Annotated in this window: 18 protein-coding genes; 2 read left to right on the top strand and 16 right to left on the bottom strand. The window is 32.9% G+C overall.

Going from position 1 to position 18,450, the window contains the following annotated elements; all coding sequences use genetic code 11:
• Nucleotides 1-9 precede the first annotated feature (9 nt).
• The 8 genes from PMI10_RS08605 to PMI10_RS08570 form a co-directional block, all read right to left on the bottom strand.
• The gene (locus PMI10_RS08605) at nt 10-1,209 is read right to left on the bottom strand and encodes an NAD(P)/FAD-dependent oxidoreductase (protein ID WP_007806759.1); all 1,200 of its coding nucleotides are present in this window, start codon (nt 1,207-1,209) and stop codon (nt 10-12) included.
• A complete protein-coding gene (locus tag PMI10_RS08600) occupies nt 1,206-1,694 on the bottom strand; it encodes a low affinity iron permease family protein (protein WP_007806756.1) in 489 nt (162 codons plus the stop codon). Before PMI10_RS08600 ends, PMI10_RS08605 begins: the two co-directional genes overlap by 4 nt.
• A gap of 2 nt (nt 1,695-1,696) precedes the next feature.
• Nucleotides 1,697-4,507 (bottom strand): AsmA family protein, encoded by a 2,811-nt coding sequence (locus tag PMI10_RS08595; RefSeq protein WP_007806754.1) that lies wholly within the window; start codon nt 4,505-4,507, stop codon nt 1,697-1,699.
• A 48-nt stretch (nt 4,508-4,555) separates the two neighbouring features.
• Nucleotides 4,556-5,365, bottom strand: coding sequence for an MlaD family protein (locus PMI10_RS08590; RefSeq protein WP_007806752.1), 810 nt, complete (start codon nt 5,363-5,365; stop codon nt 4,556-4,558).
• 27 nt (nt 5,366-5,392) lie between these two features.
• Nucleotides 5,393-6,172 (bottom strand): ABC transporter ATP-binding protein, encoded by a 780-nt coding sequence (locus PMI10_RS08585; RefSeq protein WP_007806750.1) that lies wholly within the window; start codon nt 6,170-6,172, stop codon nt 5,393-5,395.
• A gap of 1 nt (nt 6,173) precedes the next feature.
• Entirely contained in the window at nt 6,174-6,932 is a 759-nt protein-coding gene (locus PMI10_RS08580) for an MlaE family ABC transporter permease (RefSeq protein ID WP_007806749.1), read from the bottom strand.
• Nucleotides 6,933-7,513: 581 nt separating this feature from the next.
• Nucleotides 7,514-9,784 carry a glycosyltransferase gene (locus PMI10_RS08575; RefSeq protein WP_007806747.1) on the bottom strand — a complete coding sequence of 757 codons (2,271 nt, stop codon included), beginning with the start codon at nt 9,782-9,784 and terminating at the stop codon, nt 7,514-7,516.
• A complete protein-coding gene (locus PMI10_RS08570) occupies nt 9,762-10,823 on the bottom strand; it encodes a glycoside hydrolase family 130 protein (RefSeq protein ID WP_007806745.1) in 1,062 nt (353 codons plus the stop codon). The genes PMI10_RS08575 and PMI10_RS08570 overlap by 23 nt, the downstream gene beginning before the upstream one ends.
• Before the next feature lie 266 nt (nt 10,824-11,089).
• On the opposite strand from PMI10_RS08570, the gene PMI10_RS08565 reads away from it, so the two are divergent.
• Together PMI10_RS08565 and PMI10_RS08560 are read left to right on the top strand one after the other, a co-directional pair.
• Nucleotides 11,090-11,329: a DUF7218 family protein gene (locus PMI10_RS08565; protein WP_007806743.1), complete on the top strand. Its 240-nt coding sequence runs from the start codon at nt 11,090-11,092 to the stop codon at nt 11,327-11,329.
• 60 nt (nt 11,330-11,389) lie between these two features.
• Nucleotides 11,390-12,478, top strand: coding sequence for a DNA topoisomerase IB (locus tag PMI10_RS08560; protein WP_007806740.1), 1,089 nt, complete (start codon nt 11,390-11,392; stop codon nt 12,476-12,478).
• A gap of 93 nt (nt 12,479-12,571) precedes the next feature.
• Here PMI10_RS08560 and PMI10_RS08555 read toward each other — a convergent pair whose 3' ends face one another.
• The 8 genes from PMI10_RS08555 to PMI10_RS08520 all read right to left on the bottom strand — a co-directional run bounded on the left by PMI10_RS08555 (nt 12,572) and on the right by PMI10_RS08520 (nt 18,148).
• A complete protein-coding gene (locus PMI10_RS08555) occupies nt 12,572-13,039 on the bottom strand; it encodes a DUF1440 domain-containing protein (protein ID WP_007806737.1) in 468 nt (155 codons plus the stop codon).
• A gap of 33 nt (nt 13,040-13,072) precedes the next feature.
• The gene (locus PMI10_RS08550; protein ID WP_007806735.1) at nt 13,073-13,582 is read right to left on the bottom strand and encodes a DinB family protein; all 510 of its coding nucleotides are present in this window, start codon (nt 13,580-13,582) and stop codon (nt 13,073-13,075) included.
• Between the two features lie 22 nt (nt 13,583-13,604).
• The gene (locus PMI10_RS08545) at nt 13,605-13,976 is read right to left on the bottom strand and encodes a VOC family protein (RefSeq protein ID WP_007806733.1); all 372 of its coding nucleotides are present in this window, start codon (nt 13,974-13,976) and stop codon (nt 13,605-13,607) included.
• Nucleotides 13,977-14,052: 76 nt separating this feature from the next.
• Nucleotides 14,053-14,262: a hypothetical protein gene (locus tag PMI10_RS08540; RefSeq protein ID WP_007806731.1), complete on the bottom strand. Its 210-nt coding sequence runs from the start codon at nt 14,260-14,262 to the stop codon at nt 14,053-14,055.
• Between the two features lie 10 nt (nt 14,263-14,272).
• Entirely contained in the window at nt 14,273-14,653 is a 381-nt protein-coding gene (locus tag PMI10_RS08535; RefSeq protein WP_007806729.1) for a DoxX family protein, read from the bottom strand.
• 371 nt (nt 14,654-15,024) lie between these two features.
• On the bottom strand, nt 15,025-15,762 hold the full coding sequence (locus PMI10_RS08530) for a GNAT family N-acetyltransferase (protein ID WP_007806727.1): 738 nt from the start codon (nt 15,760-15,762) through the stop codon (nt 15,025-15,027).
• 70 nt (nt 15,763-15,832) lie between these two features.
• A complete protein-coding gene (locus tag PMI10_RS08525) occupies nt 15,833-16,438 on the bottom strand; it encodes a Crp/Fnr family transcriptional regulator (RefSeq protein WP_007806725.1) in 606 nt (201 codons plus the stop codon).
• A gap of 372 nt (nt 16,439-16,810) precedes the next feature.
• Nucleotides 16,811-18,148 (bottom strand): hypothetical protein, encoded by a 1,338-nt coding sequence (locus PMI10_RS08520; protein ID WP_007806723.1) that lies wholly within the window; start codon nt 18,146-18,148, stop codon nt 16,811-16,813.
• Nucleotides 18,149-18,450: the final 302 nt, after the last annotated feature.

Below are 18,450 nucleotides of genomic sequence, written 5' to 3'. Positions count from 1 at the left end.
TTCCAAAAATTATCTTCCAAATTTATAATATTCTAAATCCGGATGTTTTTTATTCTCAAGTGAAGCTAAAATAGAATTCATGCCTATAACGCTAAAAGTTATTCCGTTTCCGCCAAATCCTAAAACATAATGTTCGTTATTATTAGGATTTGGTTTTCCGAAGTAAGGCAATCCGTCTTTTGTTTCCCCAAAAGTTCCAGCCCAGGAATAATCAATTTTAAAATTAATTTTCGGAAACTTTTTTTGAAACTTTTTTAAAAGGAATTGCTCTTTTTTAGGTAACAGCTTGTCCCTTTTTTCAGGATCTTTAAAATCCTCGTCGCCGCCACCCATAATAATCCGGTTATCTGATGTGGTCCTGAAATATAAATAAGGTGAGGAGGTATCCCAGAAAATTGCTTTCTTAAAAATATTGGGTAAGCCGGGTATACTTTCAGATGCAATTACATAAGTACTTTTAAGATCAACTACTTTTTCCGTCAGCGTTTCTGTACTTTCATAACCGCTGCAGTGTATAATGTGATCCGCAACTATATTATAATTATTTTCGGTGTTTGCAGTCAGCTTTCCTTTTTGATTTTGAGTGGAAATAATATTAGTGCGGTCAAAAATCTGCATTCCTTTTTTTTTACAATAAAGCAGTAAATCCTGAGCAAACCTATACGGGTCCATAACGGCTGCAGTTTGAGATTCTATGGCTGCAATGGCATTTAATCCAAATTTTTCCAAGTCCCATTTTTCTAACCAACTTACATCAAATCCATGTTCTTTTCGGGCTATAAATTCACTTTTCAAAAATGGAACATCCTTTTTTAACGAACAAAAATAAATACTCTTTTTAAATTCAAACTGACAGTCGCTTTTTATATCATCAACAATCTTTCGTAAATCAAAAATGGCTTTTTTTCCATTCTTATAACTGTCAACGGCACATTCTAAGCCTCTTAATTTTATTAGTTCATGCAATGAAACATCAATTTCATATTGAAGCAAAGCCGTACTCGCAGCTGTACTGCCATTACAAATATCACGACGGTCGGCCAATACTATTTTTTTTCCTTCATTAATTAGTTTATAGGCGATTAGTGCTCCTGTAATACCTCCGCCAATAATTAGAATCTCTGTATTTATATCTGATTCTATTGAAGGATAACTGGTTTCCATCGCATGTTTTAGTGGCCAGAAACTTTCTGTTGAACGCAGTTTCATTTTTTTGTACTGTTTTTAGTACGCATTTTTGTTCTGTTTTGATCTTTTCGTTGATGTTGCTCATGCGCTTCTGCAATCGAATGGGATGTTCTGACGCTTTCGTCTTTTTTAGCAAGTTCACTAAGTCTGTGATAATATTTTTGTACAATAATCATTTCTTCTTCGGTCATGCTCTCAATATCAACCAGGCTATTGCTGGAATATTCGTTTGAAGCTACTAATTCATTTAACTTCAGCTGAATGGCAAGCGAGTCTTTGTTTTGTGCTTTCTGAATTAAAAAGACCATCAAAAAAGTAATAATCGTTGTTCCTGTATTGATGACTAATTGCCAGGTTTCTGAATAATCAAAAAAAGGACCTGAAATTGCCCAAACAACAACAATTAAAAAAGCGGTTAAAAAAGCAGTTGTGCTGCCTGCAGCTTTTGAAACACGGGTCGCAAATTTTTCGAATCCACTACTTTGATTTTGTTTTTTGTTTTTCATCTTTATTTAATTTTTTGCTTACTGACTTTTTCTTTACGTATGACTTTATTGTTTTTTTCGTCATAAACAGCATCATCTATTGTTTTGCCTGTTTTGCTGAAAAGTTTAATTTTTGGATCCTGATGTGTTCCTGTAATAACAATTGGAAACCCAATAATACCAAATGGTGGAAGCCCTAATCGCATTCTTAAGTCCAATAGCCCATCGAAACTTGTGGTTCCTTTTATAGTAGGCCTAAAAGTTGCCACACTAAAAGTAAAAGGATCAATATGGATTAAATTGTTATTAATCGTCGATTTTATCTCAATGCCTTTCATATCAGGATTATCCAAACCTTTTTGGCCGGTTTTTGAGCTGATTCCGTCAAATAATTTCAAACCTTTCACCTGCACATCACGTAAATTCAGAATTCCTTCCCCTTCCAGAGATTCGTAAATGGGACCCATATTTCCGTTCAGATCACCTTTTATTTTATAATCAACACTAATAATTCCCTGCGCTTTTTCGGCTGCAGTAACCATTTCGTGAAACATTGGAATTTCTTTATAAGCTCTTTGCACACTAAAATCTTTGGCTATGAAATGAGCATTAAAATGTGCAGAAGCCGGAGATTCATCTTTGTAGGTAGCATCGATTCCTAAAATACAATCAATGATATTAAAAGTGGTGTTTTCTAAATAAAAATTTTCTTTTGCAATCCCAATTTTTCCGGAAAGTTTATGGAGAACTAATCCTTTATATTCTACTTTGTCAACAGTTGTTGTAAGTCCTACATTTAGGTTTTTAGGAACCATGACCACACCGCTCATTTTAGGATGGTCTTCTTTAGCATATTCAACTTCAATGTTTCGATCTTTATTTTCACCTTTTTTTAATGCCATAAATTCATCGACATTAATCAGTTTTGATTTCATATTGAAATTGCCGCTTAAAGTCCCATGTGATTCTAAAAAATAATTAATGGTATTGAGAAGATATCCGTTAATGGCAAAATCTGATTTTCCGTAAGAAGCATTAAATTTATCGAACCACATTTTTTCATTCTGAAAACGAAAATTTCCCTGTTTGATAAAAAAGGCCTTCGGAAAAAGTTCTGATGTTGCTTTAATATTTTTCAGGATAATGGTGCCTCTGTTGTCTAATTTATCGTATTGACCGGTTGTCGCATAACTTTGTTTTCCTTTGAGTGAAAGATCTGCTTTGGCATAACCGGTAATATCAACTCCTTTTTGAGAAAATATTTTATAGATGTTTCCCACATTCAATTCTCCTTTTACTTTTGCATTGTACGCCAAATCACCAAAATCTGAAAGCGCTGCATTTACATATACCGGATTTTTTTCGAATACAAAAGATGCAGGGGCAACAGCCACGATTAAACCTTTATAGGTTCCGGCTTTATTGAGCACATTGGCCACAAAAGTAATATCGGTAATCGGGTTAGGGTAGGAGTCTGTTTTTAGCCAGCCATTTCGCAGCGAAATTCCGCCTATTGTTTTAGGGAATAATTTTTTAGAAGTGCTGAATATTCCTTTTGCCTGAATATTGGTTTTTAAAATTCCTTTTAATTCGATTGTGTTTAAGCCTATTGCAGCATCAACAGTAGCAAGATCCAAAGCACCTTTTACGCTGGCATCTACCGTCATTTCTTTAAAACCTTTGCTGCGTAAATGAGCAGTAAAATAATCTTTCTCACCAACTTTAAATTTCAGTGTTTTTAAATTAATCAATAGCTTTTCGATGTCAAGCGAAGGCATAATTACATTAAGATTCATTTGAAAACCCGTCAGTGGTGCAGGAGCATTCTGATAATCTATAGCCCCTTCATTAATTTTTAAATTAAAAGCCAAATCCGGTTTTTGCTTTTTGGAAACATTATAATCGCCTTTAAAAGTAAAAAGCAAATCACTTTTTCCGGAGATTTCGGTTTCGTCCATCCAGATTAGATATTCAGGAGGCATAACCGAAAGCAAATCTTTGACGGTTGTATTTTCGGATGCAGCTTTAATATTGATTTTATATCCATCTCTTAAAATGGTTAACAATCCGGTAAATTTTAAAGGCAGTTTATTGATCTGTAATTCATTTTTCTGAAGGATAAACGAAAGCGCATGTGTATTGATTCTGGTAATTAAATTGGCATGTAATTCTTTTTTTCTGAGGTAGGCGGTCTTTTTATAATAGAAATCGACATTATCAATTTGGGCATTGGTGTTTAAATCGAAAATATCTTCACTCAGGTTTCCTTTTCCAACATAGTTGAATCCTTTTGCATCGATCAGGATTTTCGCTGAACGATCATTATATTTTACATGACAATCTTCAAAATCAATTCGTTCTAATCGAATAGCGGTTCCTTCTTCAGGATTATTCCCTGTTTTTTTATCATCAGGAGCAATATAAATGTTGTAGTTGGCTTGCCCTTTCTGGTTGACCATTACATTTATTAAAGCTTTGGAAATATATAGTTTATTGATTTTTATTTCATTATCAAAAATCAGTCTTTTTAAATTTATTCCAAAAGCAACCTGTTCTGCCTGAAGCAATGTATCCTTATGGAAAGGGGCAGAACCCGTAAGCGATAAGTTTTCCAGGGAAACTGTTAAGGATGGAAAATGGGTAAAAAAGGAAAGTTTGGATTTCGAAAATTCCATTTTAGTATCCAAACGTTCATTTGCAATTTTTTTTACTTCAGAAGCTATTTTCCCGGGAAAAAGTAACGGAATCAAAAAAAGCAATAGTAAAACGGAAGCAACTGTAATTCCAATTACTTTAAATGTTTTTAAGGCTGTATTTTTGAATGAAAATGGCATAATACGGCAGATTTAAACTTTTGCTATTTTGGTCCGAAATTTAAATAGTTACTTTTTTTCTTTTTCAGATTCGGCTTTTTTTGCGTCTTCTTCTTTTTGTTTTTCCTCTTTAGCTTTTTTTTCTTTTTCCTCTTTTTCTTTCTCAGCTTTTTCCTTTTGTTCTTTCCGCTCTTCTTTTTTAGCTTCTTTCTCTTTTTCTTTTTTCTTAAAAAATCCTCTTAATAAAAAATTACTTTTCGCGGCTTCCATGTTTTCGCTGAAACCTTTGGTACCCATTTCCAAGTTCGAAAGTGTGTTAGAAACGCTGTTGGCCATTTTATCATCGCGGACTAATCTTGCCAAAGCACCGTTTCCATTATTCATACTATGGCTGAAAATGGCTAATTCTTCAGAAATCACACCTACATTATCAACGCTCTTTTTAACGCTTTTCATAATGTCGTTCATTTCAATACCATTAATCGACGCAATTTGTCCATTATTCTCTATTTCTTTTTGCGACTTTACACCCGGAGTAATGGTAAGTACTTTATCCCCCATTAATCCGTCAGAACCTATACTGGCCTTTGCATCAGTTTTAATAAATTCGCGAACATCATCCTTAATGACCATTCCTACTACCACCGTTGAGTCATTAACCAGCTGAATTTCATCTACAGTACCAATGTTGATTCCGGAAAATCGCACATTATTGCCAATCTCCAAACCACTTACGGTTTTAAAGCTTGACGTAATTCGGAAAGTAGATCCAAAAAGATTTTTTTGTTTCCCAATAAAATATATTGCCATTATAAAAAGCAACAAACCTATTGTAACAAACATTCCTAATTTCCAGGTATATCCAGATTGCTTATCCATGATTTTTGTTTTTGATTTTATTTTTATTCAAAGAAAGAATGAGCGTACCCATTCGTCTTCACTTTTTTCTAATTCTTCGTATGTCCCTTCGGCTTGTATTTTTCCTTCTTTTAAAACAATAACACGGTCGGCAGTAAGTTTTGCACAAGCCATATCGTGTGTAATAATGATAGAAGTAGTTTTGCGTTTATGTTTGATATCTAATATTAATTCGCTGATTTCTTTTGAGGTTATCGTATCTAAACCGGTTGTTGGCTCATCATATAAAATAATTTCAGGTTTTAAAATTAAAGTACGTGCCAGACCAATTCTTTTACGCATCCCACCTGATAATTCCGAAGGCATTTTGTCAATCGCATCACCTAAGCCTACGCTTTCAAGGGCTTCTATTACTTCTTTTTCAACTTCCTCACGCTTCAGCTCCCGTTTGTGTTTTTTTAAAGTAAAGGATAGATTTTCTCTTACGGTCATAGAATCATATAAAGCACCGCTTTGAAATAAAAAACCAATTCGAACCCTCATTTCATTCAGTTCCTTTTTTTTAAGTTCCAATACATTTTGATTAAAAACATTTATTTCACCTTTATCAGGAGTGACCAGTCCGACAATGCATTTTATCAGCACTGACTTCCCGGATCCTGAACGGCCCAAAATCACCAAATCTTCTCCTTTATTTACAGTAAAATTGACTCCTGTTAAAACATGATTATCAGTACCAAAAGTTTTATATAACTCTTTGATTTCTATTATCACAGTTTTTTTTCCGCCTTTGTTTTCAGGTTTGGTATTTTCTTTTTCCTTGATCATCTTAAAAAAATAAATCGGTTATCTGAACAGCTAACATGTCAATAATAAAAATGGTAAGCGATGCAGTTACTACGGCCGAATTGGCAGCTTTACCAACACTTTCAGTTCCGTTTTCAGCACTAAATCCTTTGTAGCATCCAATCATCCCAATAAAAAAACCAAAGAAAAAGGTTTTTATAGTAGCCGGAATCAGATCCAAAAATTCCAGGGATTGAAAAATTTTGGCTATATAACGATAAAGGCTCACATCGTCATGAATATTTGCACCAATATAACCGCCCAGAATTCCAATTGCATCAGCAAAAATCACGAGAATTGGCACCATTAAAGTTGTTGCTAAAATTCGGGTGACCACTAAATAATTATAAGGATTGATAGCAGAGACTTCCATGGCATCAATTTGTTCCGTCACTTTCATCGAACCTAACTCGGCACCAATCCCTGAGGATATTTTTCCGGCGCAGATTAAGGCTGTAATAACCGGTGCAATTTCACGAATTAATGAAAGCGCCACCATTCCGGGTAACCATGATTCGGCTCCAAACTTCACTAAAGTTGGCCTTGATTGCAGTGTAAGCACCAAACCCATGATAAAGCCGGTTATAGCGACTAATGGCAATGATTTATACCCTATAACATAACATTGTTTGAGGAATTGCCTGGTTTCATACGGAGGTATAAAGACCTCTTTAAAAAACCGCGTCGCAAATCTGGTTGCATTTCCTACGTCTTCGAATGTGTTTTTTATAGTGACAATCAAAATGGCTGATTTTTAGTTGGTTAGTTGATATGCGAATTGAGAAAAAAGAGATTCATTCCTTAATTAAAGATACCTCTGTAATCAAAATATCCTATTACACAACTTTAAAGTATGTTTATATAATTTACATTGGGGTCAGCACAATAAATAGAACACATTGACGTTATGGCAGATTTAAACAAAAAAATCCCTTTGATTAAAAAGGGATAGTTTATAAAATATAGTGTTAATCTGTTGGGTATAATTATTTTCAATGCATAGAAACGTAGATTTTGTAAGTTCAATGACAGGCGTTTTACTTGTTTAAAATTCATATAGCCATTGTATCTGAAAAATGTATTCTTTTTTAAAATAACTCGTTGAGTGTAATTATTAAAAGCGTCAGTTCGAGTGTTTTTTGTGCAGAGAAACGGAACAAAAAATGTATCGAGAACCGTTTTAATGATAATTTTTCTGTTCTCGATACAATTTTCTATTGAAAATCACTCGAACTGACGAAAAATTATCATCAAAAACTAATTACACCCAACGGATTAAAATAATATCTATGTATTAAATCAAATTGTTAAGAATTAAACCCATTAAGAATTTATAATCAAATCTGCTTTTGTTTTCACCAAATCAATTACTTTACATTCCGCATCCTTAAAATTTTCCATTATCAATCTGGCAGTCAGGTAACAAACTGTAGATTCGGCTCCTTGATTAAGGTTTACATTTTCTTTTTCAAGGCCATCATATCCGCCTCCGCTTACAGGATTGTACATTATTTGATTTAAATGATTTTTTCCTAAAAACCAATTAAAAGCTGTTTTCATATGCTCTTTGTATAATGGATTTTTAAACGCATTATAAAACGCATTTAAAGTTTGAATTATATAGGAAACATCAATAGGCTGTTCTCCAAATTGTTCCGGTTGCCCGCCTTTATGATACCATCCATTATTCGAAATTACTTTGAAACCATTACTGGTAAACATTTTTGAAAGCAAGAAGTCAAGTGATTCTAATGCTATTCTTTTATATATAGGTTTGCTGGTGACCAAATAAGCATACAACATAGATTCCGGAAGAATACCATTCCCGTAAGTAAGATAATTTTCGAACCATTTCCAATCTGCAGTGTTATGAATTTCATAGTTTGAAACCAATTTTGCATTCAGTTTATTAATGATGGCTGATACATACAAATTAGGAATCGCACAATTATATAAATACAATCCTTTGGTTGCAAAACCAATAGAACGCGGAGACTGAATTGTTTCTGCCCATTTTAAACTTTTCTCAAAACAGACTGATGCTTTGTTTACAATATTCTCCGGAAGGATATCTTTTATAGAAATTACACTTCCTAATGCCCAGATTGCGCGTGCGTTTGAATCTTCTAAATTTACTTCTGCATTTTGCTCTATGTGTTCTCTGTTATCCTGATCAACATAGTTAATGAAATTACCTGTTTCTTTCTGACAACGATCAATAAAGTCTACATAAATCAGGATATAAGGCAAATCATCTTTGTCATTGGTTAATTTATAATGCATGCAAAGAGCCACCAAAGCTCTGGCATTATCATCTAAAGTATAGCCTGAAGAAATGTCCGGAATAGAAATTTTGCTGAATTGGATAATTCCCAAATCGGTTGTCATTTTTTTGACATGCATCAATTGAATTTCAGGATAATCAAATTCTATAGCAGTTGGATTTTCAATTAATTGGGTGTACGTATTCATATGAATTATGGCAACGTTTTCCCAGGACGATGCCCGCGTTTTACGAAAAGCATTTTCCCCCATTTCTTCTCTCAGATTATCATCAGAAAGTAATTTGATCGTTGCCTGGGCAAATTGATCTGCATCTCCAATGTCAACTAAAATACCGGAATCTGAGGTTAAGACTTCTACTGTATGCGGAATTTTTGATGCTACAATCGGACATGCACAACTCATTGCATACGAAAAAGTACCGCTCACGGCCTGATTAGGATCTTTTGAGGTAAACAAGTAAACATCAGTTGCTTTTAGATAATTTAAAAGCTCATCCGTATCCAAATATTCATTTATGAAACGTACGTTATCTTTTAAATTTAAATTTTCTACGATGGCTTCCAGTTTATTTCGATATTCGTCTACACCATATTTAATTAAATTCGGATGTGTTTTTCCAATGATTAAATAAAGAACATTAGGTGTATTTTTGATAATTTCAGGCATTGCTTTCAGACCGGTTTCAATGTTTTTTCCTTCTCCCAAAAGGCCAAAAGTCGAAAGTACTTTTCTGTCTTCAATGTTGAACCTTTGTTTTGCCTGTGCTGGTGTTTCATAAATAACAACATGGGTTCCGTGTGGGACACAAGTGATAAATTCTTTCTGAATACCATAATCGTTTATCAGGATTTCCTCAGATTGGTTTGTCATTACAAAAACCGAATTGCTGTATGAAAGCAATAGTCTGACAAACATTCTCAATTTGTCATTTGGTTTTTGAATAACACTATGAAAAGTAAAGGTTACCGGTTTTTTTATAGCATTTAAAAATTCTAACAGATAATCCCCGTATTCTCCTCCAAATAAACCAAATTCATGTTGAATATGAACGAGTTTTACCAAATCATCATTATTGATTTCTTTGGCAACTTTTGCATACTCTTCTCTGTTTTCGGTATTTAATGTAAAAGCCTGTGTTGGTGCTTTCGGGAAATTTACCAGTTCACAGATTTCACAGTTAATAGATTTTCCAAAAACACTGGTAATTCCTTTAATGGTATCTTGTGTATAAGTAGCGATACCACATTGTGTTGGAGGAAATGTGGATAGAAAAACTATTTTTGATTTAGTTGTTTGTATTGTTTTCATGGGGATTATTTTTTAGTTCGTTCAATAAATCGTTAAGGCTCAATGAAGCTACTGCAATTTTATCATCTGCAGCACCGTAATAAATATAAAGGCGGTCTTCAAAAATGGCTGTTCCTGTCGGAAAAATAACATAATTTACATAACCGTGTCTTTCGTAATATTCTGATGGTGTTATTATTGGTTTTTTTAGTCTTGATAAAACTATTTTGGGATCGTTAAGATCAAGTAATGCAGCACATGCATGATATACCAGCCCTTTTTCTCTTCTTTCGGCAGCATGATAAATCAGCAGCCATCCGTACGGAGTTTCTATAGGAGGAGCACCCGGGCCAATATGACTTGTCTCATGATCAAATTTGGGTTCCATAACAACATAATCAGGCAAATTTTTTAAATTATCTTTCCAGAAATCTTCTGTCAAATCTTTCTTTTTCTCAAAACTAAAAATTTGTATAGAAGGAAATAATCGATGCAGAGCAACAAATTTTCCATTGAATTTTTTTGGAAAAAGAACAACATTTTTATCCCATACATATAAATTGTCCTTGATAGTTTCTGTCAAAGGATAATTTCTGTGCACATTAAAAGCAAGAATTTTAGCAATACTTGAATTTTGCAGGTGCTTTCTAATAAGATTTGTAAATTCATTCAAAATGAATCTTGGTGTAATAATACCTTTCTTTTTAAATTTTTTCAGATCCTTTGAGACTGCAAGTGCCCCACATGCATTTATTCCATCATATGTTACATAAGTCAGATAAAAAAGATCGTCAATTTTTGAAATTCTTGGATCTTCAACACCATGAATTTCATAAATATATTCCGGAGAGAATATGGGCTCAGTATTTCTTTCAACAACAGTTATTGGTCCTTCCAGCCTACAATATCCAATAGTGGAAAAATTACCTTTTTTTGCTGCTCTGTAAAACATATGAACTGTATTTCCGTCCTGATAAATGGCAGGATTCAAAACACCTAATTCTTCAAAATGTCTTTCAGTTTTCTCTAAAATTACACCATGTTTCGTAGATGATACCATAGTTTCCAGTTTGATTTTTTATCTAAAAATTCTTACGTTAATTTATTTTGTCTAAAATTAGAAATTCTATATGGCTACAATTAATCCAATCCATTAAAAAATTAACTCAAAAACATTTAAATGGAAATTATATAAGACAAACACTGCTTAAAAAGAACTTTTATAGTCAAAAAAAAAATCAATAGGATTAATGCCCTTTAGTTAATTAAACAAAATTTGTAAGATGCAAAGAAGGTCTTTGCTTTTTAACTCAAAATAGTATAGTCATGCCAAGTTCAAGAATTAAAGATGAAGATAAATATAAGGCATTGTTAGACAAAGGATACAGCAAGCAAAAGTCAGCCCGTATTGCCAATACACCCGATTCAGGAAGTAAAGGCGGAAAAGCAAAAAAATATGAGGAATGGACAAAGGAAGAATTATATAAACAGGCTAAAAATGTGGGTATTAAAGGCAGATCAAAGATGAGTAAACAGAAAATTATAGAAGCCTTAAGAAATAATTAGATTTCAATCAAAAAGAAACTGTTGTGACAAAGGAAGTTTTTTATCAATCATGAAAAGAGTATGAAGTCATCAAAAGTTACTCAGGAAAAATTAATGAAATTGCTGATTCAATCACCTCAGTCCGCAATAGAAAAATTAGATCTGGTTTATGTAAGTGATAAAGAAATGCCTATTGAAAGATGTAAGGAAGGTGAAGGATTTATCTATCGAAAAAGCGGAAAATGTATAAAACAAAAAAGCGAATTAAAACGCTTTAGTAGCCTGGTACTTCCGCCGGCCTGGGAGAATGTCAGGATTTCTGAATTGTCTAATGGCCATCTTCAGGCTGTAGGCTTTGATGAGAAAAAAAGGAAACAATACCGATATCATCCTAAATGGAATTTAATCAGGAACCAGACCAAGTTTTATAAAATTACCGAGTTTGGTAAAAAACTGCCTCAAATTCGTAAAAAAGTTGATGCTGATTTGGAACAAAGAGAGTGGACAAAAAATAAAGTGATCGCTTTAGTCATTCGATTAATGGAAGAAACCCATATCAGGATCGGGAATGAGAAGTATGCCAAAGACAATAAATCCTACGGACTTTCGACTTTGCGAAAAAGACATATCAATATCAATAAAAATTCGCTTCGTTTTGAATTCATAGGAAAAAAAGGAAAAAAGCATACTATTACAACAAGAAACAAACAACTTGTAAAGTTAGTAAGCCGCTGTGAAGAAATTCCGGGCTGGGAAGTTTTTAAGTATTATGATGAAAATGGGGAAAGAAAAATTCTGGACAGCCATATGGTTAATGTTTATCTTCATGAAATATCAGGAGAGTATTTTAGTGCCAAAGATTTCAGGACATGGAATGCATCTTTGATTTTTTTTGAAACATTGATAGAATTAGGAATTGCTGAAGAAGAAAAAGAAATAAAAAAAAATATTTTAACTGCATTTGATGCTACAGCAGAAGCTTTAGGAAATACCAGAACGGTCTGCCGAAATTACTATGTGCATCCTTTGCTGGTTTCGACCTATGAAGACGGAACTATTGAAACCTATTTTGATAAGGTTAAAAAATGCCGCAGCAATCAGAAATATTTATCCGGAACTGAAGTTGTTTTTTTGGATTTAATCCAAAATTATCAACCCAAATTACTGTAATGCATTTGGTTTCTAAAATATTTTTTGCCACGAATTACACAAATTAATTCGTGCTAATTTGTGTAATTCGTGGCAAACTTTTTAACTATAGGTTTAGCTACTCAAAACATAATATTTTCGTGTAATTAATGCAATAGGAAGTCCAATACAAAGCATCAGGATTACTATGGATAACAGTAATGGAAAATCTAAATGTTTAGCCGGTAAAACAGGAAATACGATAGGTAAAACAATAAGATTCATCACTATCCAGACAAAAATCCCATATGAAAATCCTGAAATCAAAGCGTTCTTTTTTAAGAATGGGAGATAAGGGTAAATGATAAAATAAAACGAGGCAAAAATCATTGCAATTATATAATGTAAACCTAGTCCGTACCATGCCATTTGTGAGCCACCGGTATAAGCATCTTTCTTAAAAATACCGCTTGCGACAGACTGAAGAATTTTTATTGGGGTTGTTTTCTGTAATAGGAGCGCATATACAACGATAGCAGCAATAATATCTAATGTTCCTGCGATTAAACCAGATAAGAATACTGTTCCTGTTTTTGAATTCATATAATATAGGTTAGTTGAAAATTAATCTCAGGATTACTGTTCTGTTACTGTTTTCGAAATTGCATGTAATTGGCTTAAATGTCTTTTAATATGGATAAGGGCAAAGCTAATCCATTCATAAATAGTAAATTTTCCAAACCCGGGAATTTCAGAATCAAGACATGTTAAGGTTAAATCATAATTTTCTGAGACATCCAATAATTCATTTTCTATTTTTGACAGAGATAAAATTAATGAATTTTTGTTATACTCGATATTTGGAGGAATTATGAATTTAGGGGATTCCATTTTTATGTCATAATTAAAGAAAAGAGCCTCAACATCTTTAACTTTTTCGTCCGGTTTTCGGGTAGTTTTTTCAGTTTTCCCCGCGCACAATTTTGGGAAACCAGAGCATCCCATAATCAAATGTCTTACAACTTGTCCTGCTGTCCAGCTTCCTTCAAACGGAATAATATTTAGTTCACTTTCAGAAAATGAGGAAAGTGATTCATTTAATTCTTTAAATGTATTGACTATATTTTTTTGAAGTTCTGTTTTCATTTGATTGATTTTAATTGTCAATTTATACGGATGTTATCCACCAGACATTTCCAAACGGATCGGTTACGCCACAAGTTCGGCCGTAATCCTGATTGCTTAATCCCATTAAGGAAACAGCGCCGTTTTCTAATGCTTTTTGATAAGTTTCATCTGCATTTGGGACATATACAAACAAGTTTGCAGTTTGTTTTGCCCAGTCAGTAATTTCATCTGTTACCATTATTGTACTGCCATTCAGGGTAACTTCGGCATGCATAATAGTTCCGTCTTCGCGAAGTGATTTTGTATTAGTTTCCGTAGCTCCAAAAACATTTTTTGTGAAATCGATAAATTTTGAGGCGCCTTGTAAAATCAAATAGGGCATTATAGTCTGATGTTCTGCTGGTATATTCATTTTGTAATATTTTAAAAATTAGAATTTTAAAATTACGATTTTTATTTTATTGCTTTGTAAATCAGTGATTAAGATCTTATAAAAGCACTTCGCAATGAAAACCATGTGAATTAAGAAGGTCTATAATTTTATTATTTGAAATGGAAGAAGAATGAATCCGCAAAATTTTATCACAATCTTCAAGATCAAAGTTGATTATACTATTTGGAAAATGTTCAAGAAGTTTCCCAACAATCATTTTTGATTGCTCCATTTCCTGAACATTTGTTTTAAATACTTCTACCATCACGTTTATGTTACATGGCGATGTTTTTGTATCGCTCTAATTTATGATGATACACATATGAAATTGCCAGGATTACCAAAAAGATCAAAGGGAAAAAACCTTCAAATCCAACTCCGTCAACCGCAAAATGACTTATAGAAGCAAATATAAAATCGAAAGCAAAGCCAGCGTACGCCCATTCTTTGACATTCTTTGGAATCTGCGGAATTACCAATATCAATACACCTAAGATTTTAAAAATAACTAATGCATTTCCGAAATACTCAGGATATCCCAAATGCTTAATTCCTTCTTTCGCCATCTCGCTTTGAGAAGTCAGGGCCGGCATAACACCTTCAAATAGAAAAATAATAGTCGTAGTAATCCAAAAAATAATTTTTGCTTTTTTCATCGGTTTGATTTTTAAATAGTTATTAATTATTTAATACAAATTTACAACGTTATTTTTTTTAAGGAAACAGGTATTTCTGACTATTTTAGGGTCATTTGGGACAGAATTTGGATTTTAGAATGTAGAATGTAGATTTTAGATTGAAGAAAGAAAATAGAAAATAGAAAATAGAGAATAGAAAATAGAGAATAGAAAATAGAGAATAGAGAATAGAGAATAGAGAATAGAGAATAGAGAATAGAGAATAGAGAATAGAGAATAGAGAATAGAGAATAGAGGAAGACCTACAGAATCTGCGTGAAATGTTTTTGCAGTAAAGTAAGCGTAAGGATAAAAACACGAATGAAAAAATCCGTTTCATCCGCGTACCATTACTCCGTTTTCAAAATATAATTCTTAATTAGAAACAAATCCTCAAAACCCAATCTGGTATATATATCTTTTCCCATTGCCGAAGCCTGCAAAAAAGCATATTTGATATTGCGGTCTATAGCAAAATTTAGTGCAAATTTCATGATTTCTTCGGCAAAACCTTTTCTTCTCATTTCAGGGATAACGCCGACACTGTGAATTCCGATATTGTTTCCGGTTTGAAATAGTGTACAAGTTCCTATGGGTTGATCCTTAAAAGAAAACAAATAAAAATATACGTGATCATAATTCTGAATCAGGATTTCTTTGCTGATCACATAACCAAAAGCATCTGGATAAATGGCAGCCCAGGTTTTGGCATCTTCTTCATTTAAAACCCTTTTGAAAGTCAGATTATTTTGTGGTATAAATTTTTGATCTAATTTCAGGGCCATCGCCACTTGTTCAGTTTTTTTAGTTAAACCTTTTGCTTCCAAAATTTCAAAGGAATTACTGCCATACAGATCCCAATACGGAAGTACCAAACCAGAATTGGACTGCATTATTTCAATGGCTTTTTCCGCATCATTTTCAGAAATATCTTCGTGAAACCACAACTTATTTGGCCAGCCGGAATTTTCGATTTTGCAGTATTCTAAAGTATCGTTTTTATAACAGGATTTAAAAGGAATTCCAACTGTTTTCCATAAACCGGTAAGGTTGTTTATATTATCTTCGATTAGGTTTGCATTTTTCATTTTAAGCGTAATTATAGCAATAATACAAAGATAAATATACCTGTTATTGAAAACCTTTACATATGTTGATTTACAAATCTTTTTCAAGATTTTTTCTGATACGGCTCAGTTGGGTTGGCGTAATTCCTAAATGCGAAGCGATATGGAGCAGGGGAATCCTCTGTTCAATATCAGGATGTGATGATAAAAGGTGAAGATATCTTTCGGTAGCATTTTCCATTACCAATGAAATTTCTCTTAGTTCCTTTTTGATTACCCAGTTTTTTTCTAAATAAGCGATATAGAAGTTTTTTAAATCGTCATTTTGGAAAATCAAGTCTTTATATTTCTTGTAATTGATATTGATAAGAATGGAATCTTCCAGCGCTTCGATTTCAAAATTCGAGGGAGTTTGCTGCAACAAAGAAGTTTTGGAGCCTGCAAAATCTCCTTCCAGAAAAATATTTTTGTTATAAATATTTCCTGTCTTATCAGTAATATAAGCTCGTAAAGCACCCTGACATATAAAATGAATTTCTTTCGCAACTTGCCCTTTTCTTAAAAGCAATTCTCCTTTTTTGAATGATTTAAACTCGACGATATTTTCTATTAATTTCCACGAAGTTTCTGAAATAGAAGCATAGCTTTCGAAGGTCAATTCTAAGTTGTTGAGGTATTTATTTTGATCGATTGACATTTTTAAGATTGAATTTTGTTGGTTTATTAAAAGTAATCATAAAGTTTGTCATCCTGAGGAAAGGATCTTAGGAGGAAACTCAGTAAAAGTAATCGCCAATCTTTGTCAAGCTGTTAACGGGAGATCGATCCCTCGTTGCTAAAAAAATCTGCTATAATCCGCATACCATTAAACCCAATGTTTCTCATTAAACCAATTGCCATAGCCCTGATAGAAGTGGAAATCATTTTATGCCGGGGTTCGGCGCAAAATATTACTTCACTTAACTTTTATTTTAATCGGAGTTCAGTGAACTTCGTTTGTAACGGATAGCAGGAACAGCTCCTAAAAAAACGCTGTAAAACCTAAGCCTTACAGCGTTTTAATTGAATTTTAATTTGGATAATAAGTGTAATCAACTTTAATTACCTGACTAATTTTATCTTTTGTAAAACGATAAGTGTCTAACAAATTATTTTCATTAAATTCTAAAGTCCCAAAGAAGTTAAATACTTCTGTTTCTTCTTCGCGCTCGGCACTCGAGTAATATTTTTCAAATTTGCTTTCTCCTTTTTTCTCTAATTTAGACTTTCGGTATTGCAGAACATTTCCGTCCTGATAAGAAGTATATTTGTAAATAAAAGGGAAAATATTTTCGGGACTCCCACAATTTTTTGTCCAAAGAATGTTATTGATGTAACGTAATATACAATTTCCTTCTATTTTTTCTTCGGCAAAACTATTCATATAGCAAAATTTATCATCAGTCATAATGATATAGGACTTTTCAAGCACCACATTATTTTCTAATCTATATACTGTCGTTTCGTTTGCATCACCGCGATTATCTGAAAAAATCATTTTATCATCATTGTAACGAATTGTTGTTGTTTGATCACCTCTGATAATTTTGGTCAGCATTCCGTACTCATAAACATAATTTGCTTCTCCGTTAGGCTCGCCTTTTCTATTATAAGTTTTGACTTGTTTTAGGAGGCCATTTTCATTTACAGACACCTCTTTTATCGGTGTTTTTGTGCCGTTCTTTGTGAGGAAATAGTAAGATGCGGTTTTTATTTTTGATTTATTTTCTTTGAATAAAGGAAATTCGTCTTCCCGTTTTCCATCAATGGACAAGATTGTTTTGTTCAGAATAGCATTCATTATTTCATTAGACTTTGGAGTAATTTTATTTTTACTTTCTAATGAAGCAACTTCTTTTCTGTATTTTCGGGTATTTATGACATAAGATGATTCTTTTTTTACCTTCATATTCCCAGCGACGAATTCCGTAGCCATTCTTTTTCCCTGTTGTATTTTTATCTTGTCTTTAAGTTTTCCGCTCCAATATGCAAAAGCCTGAAAAGATTCCCCTTCCGGATTAATGTCTATAATTTCTTTATTTTCGAAAACAACATAAGTGTATTTATTGATATTTATTATTTGCAATGCCTCTTTTCCAAAATTCCTGATTAATTCATTTTCTTCCGAATTTGAATCAAAAGTGATTGCCGGATCTGCAGAATCTTTATTAACATCAACCAGAAGTATACAAGGTTTTCCTTTTTGAATATGTAATGTGTCGACGGTTATTTTAGCGACATATGCTTCTGGAGCTGCTGCAGCAGTAGTTTGTTTTGTATTTGACTTAGGCTTCTTTTTAGCTTTTTTTTGTGAAAACCCTTGAAATGAGAGTGTAAGAATAAGAAGAATGCTTAATAGATGTTTCATTTATGATATTTTGTAATTAAAATTTTGCAAATATAATTCTTTCTGAAAAATATTAAATAATAATCTTACAAATAAAGTAATAGTTTTAACAGCATTTTCAATGACTCAGCGCATGTGATTACTTTGTTCCTCGCAAAGACTTTGTGGAGATCTTGCTTTTGCCTGAAAGACAAAGATTGAGAAAAAATCCGTTTTTAATCCTACCGTATGGACACAAATATTATAATTCAATTTGAACACGAATTTCACGAATTTGCACAAATTTTAATGGGAGAACCTACGTTTGTGAAATTAATTTCACA

The sequence above is a fragment of the Flavobacterium sp. CF136 genome (genome assembly GCF_000282055.1).
In the GTDB taxonomy this organism is placed as follows: domain Bacteria; phylum Bacteroidota; class Bacteroidia; order Flavobacteriales; family Flavobacteriaceae; genus Flavobacterium.
This window is presented reverse-complemented; position numbering and strand designations above follow the sequence as displayed.

Bases quoted from the DNA above. Each gene is read 5' to 3' on its own strand.
- PMI10_RS08585 (WP_007806750.1), bottom strand. From the start codon at position 6,172: ATGATCAAGGAAAAAGAAAATACCAAACCTGAAAACAAAGGCGGAAAA.
- PMI10_RS08525 (WP_007806725.1), bottom strand. From the start codon at position 16,438: ATGTCAATCGATCAAAATAAATACCTCAACAACTTAGAATTGACCTTC.
- PMI10_RS08560 (WP_007806740.1), top strand. From the start codon at position 11,390: ATGAAGTCATCAAAAGTTACTCAGGAAAAATTAATGAAATTGCTGATT.
- PMI10_RS08595 (WP_007806754.1), bottom strand. From the start codon at position 4,507: ATGCCATTTTCATTCAAAAATACAGCCTTAAAAACATTTAAAGTAATT.
- PMI10_RS08530 (WP_007806727.1), bottom strand. From the start codon at position 15,762: ATGAAAAATGCAAACCTAATCGAAGATAATATAAACAACCTTACCGGT.
- PMI10_RS08575 (WP_007806747.1), bottom strand. From the start codon at position 9,784: ATGAAAACAATACAAACAACTAAATCAAAAATAGTTTTTCTATCCACA.
- PMI10_RS08600 (WP_007806756.1), bottom strand. From the start codon at position 1,694: ATGAAAAACAAAAAACAAAATCAAAGTAGTGGATTCGAAAAATTTGCG.
- PMI10_RS08520 (WP_007806723.1), bottom strand. From the start codon at position 18,148: ATGAAACATCTATTAAGCATTCTTCTTATTCTTACACTCTCATTTCAA.
- PMI10_RS08540 (WP_007806731.1), bottom strand. From the start codon at position 14,262: ATGGTAGAAGTATTTAAAACAAATGTTCAGGAAATGGAGCAATCAAAA.
- PMI10_RS08565 (WP_007806743.1), top strand. From the start codon at position 11,090: ATGCCAAGTTCAAGAATTAAAGATGAAGATAAATATAAGGCATTGTTA.
- PMI10_RS08550 (WP_007806735.1), bottom strand. From the start codon at position 13,582: ATGAAAACAGAACTTCAAAAAAATATAGTCAATACATTTAAAGAATTA.
- PMI10_RS08605 (WP_007806759.1), bottom strand. From the start codon at position 1,209: ATGAAACTGCGTTCAACAGAAAGTTTCTGGCCACTAAAACATGCGATG.
- PMI10_RS08590 (WP_007806752.1), bottom strand. From the start codon at position 5,365: ATGGATAAGCAATCTGGATATACCTGGAAATTAGGAATGTTTGTTACA.
- PMI10_RS08545 (WP_007806733.1), bottom strand. From the start codon at position 13,976: ATGAATATACCAGCAGAACATCAGACTATAATGCCCTATTTGATTTTA.
- PMI10_RS08570 (WP_007806745.1), bottom strand. From the start codon at position 10,823: ATGGTATCATCTACGAAACATGGTGTAATTTTAGAGAAAACTGAAAGA.
- PMI10_RS08555 (WP_007806737.1), bottom strand. From the start codon at position 13,039: ATGAATTCAAAAACAGGAACAGTATTCTTATCTGGTTTAATCGCAGGA.
- PMI10_RS08535 (WP_007806729.1), bottom strand. From the start codon at position 14,653: ATGAAAAAAGCAAAAATTATTTTTTGGATTACTACGACTATTATTTTT.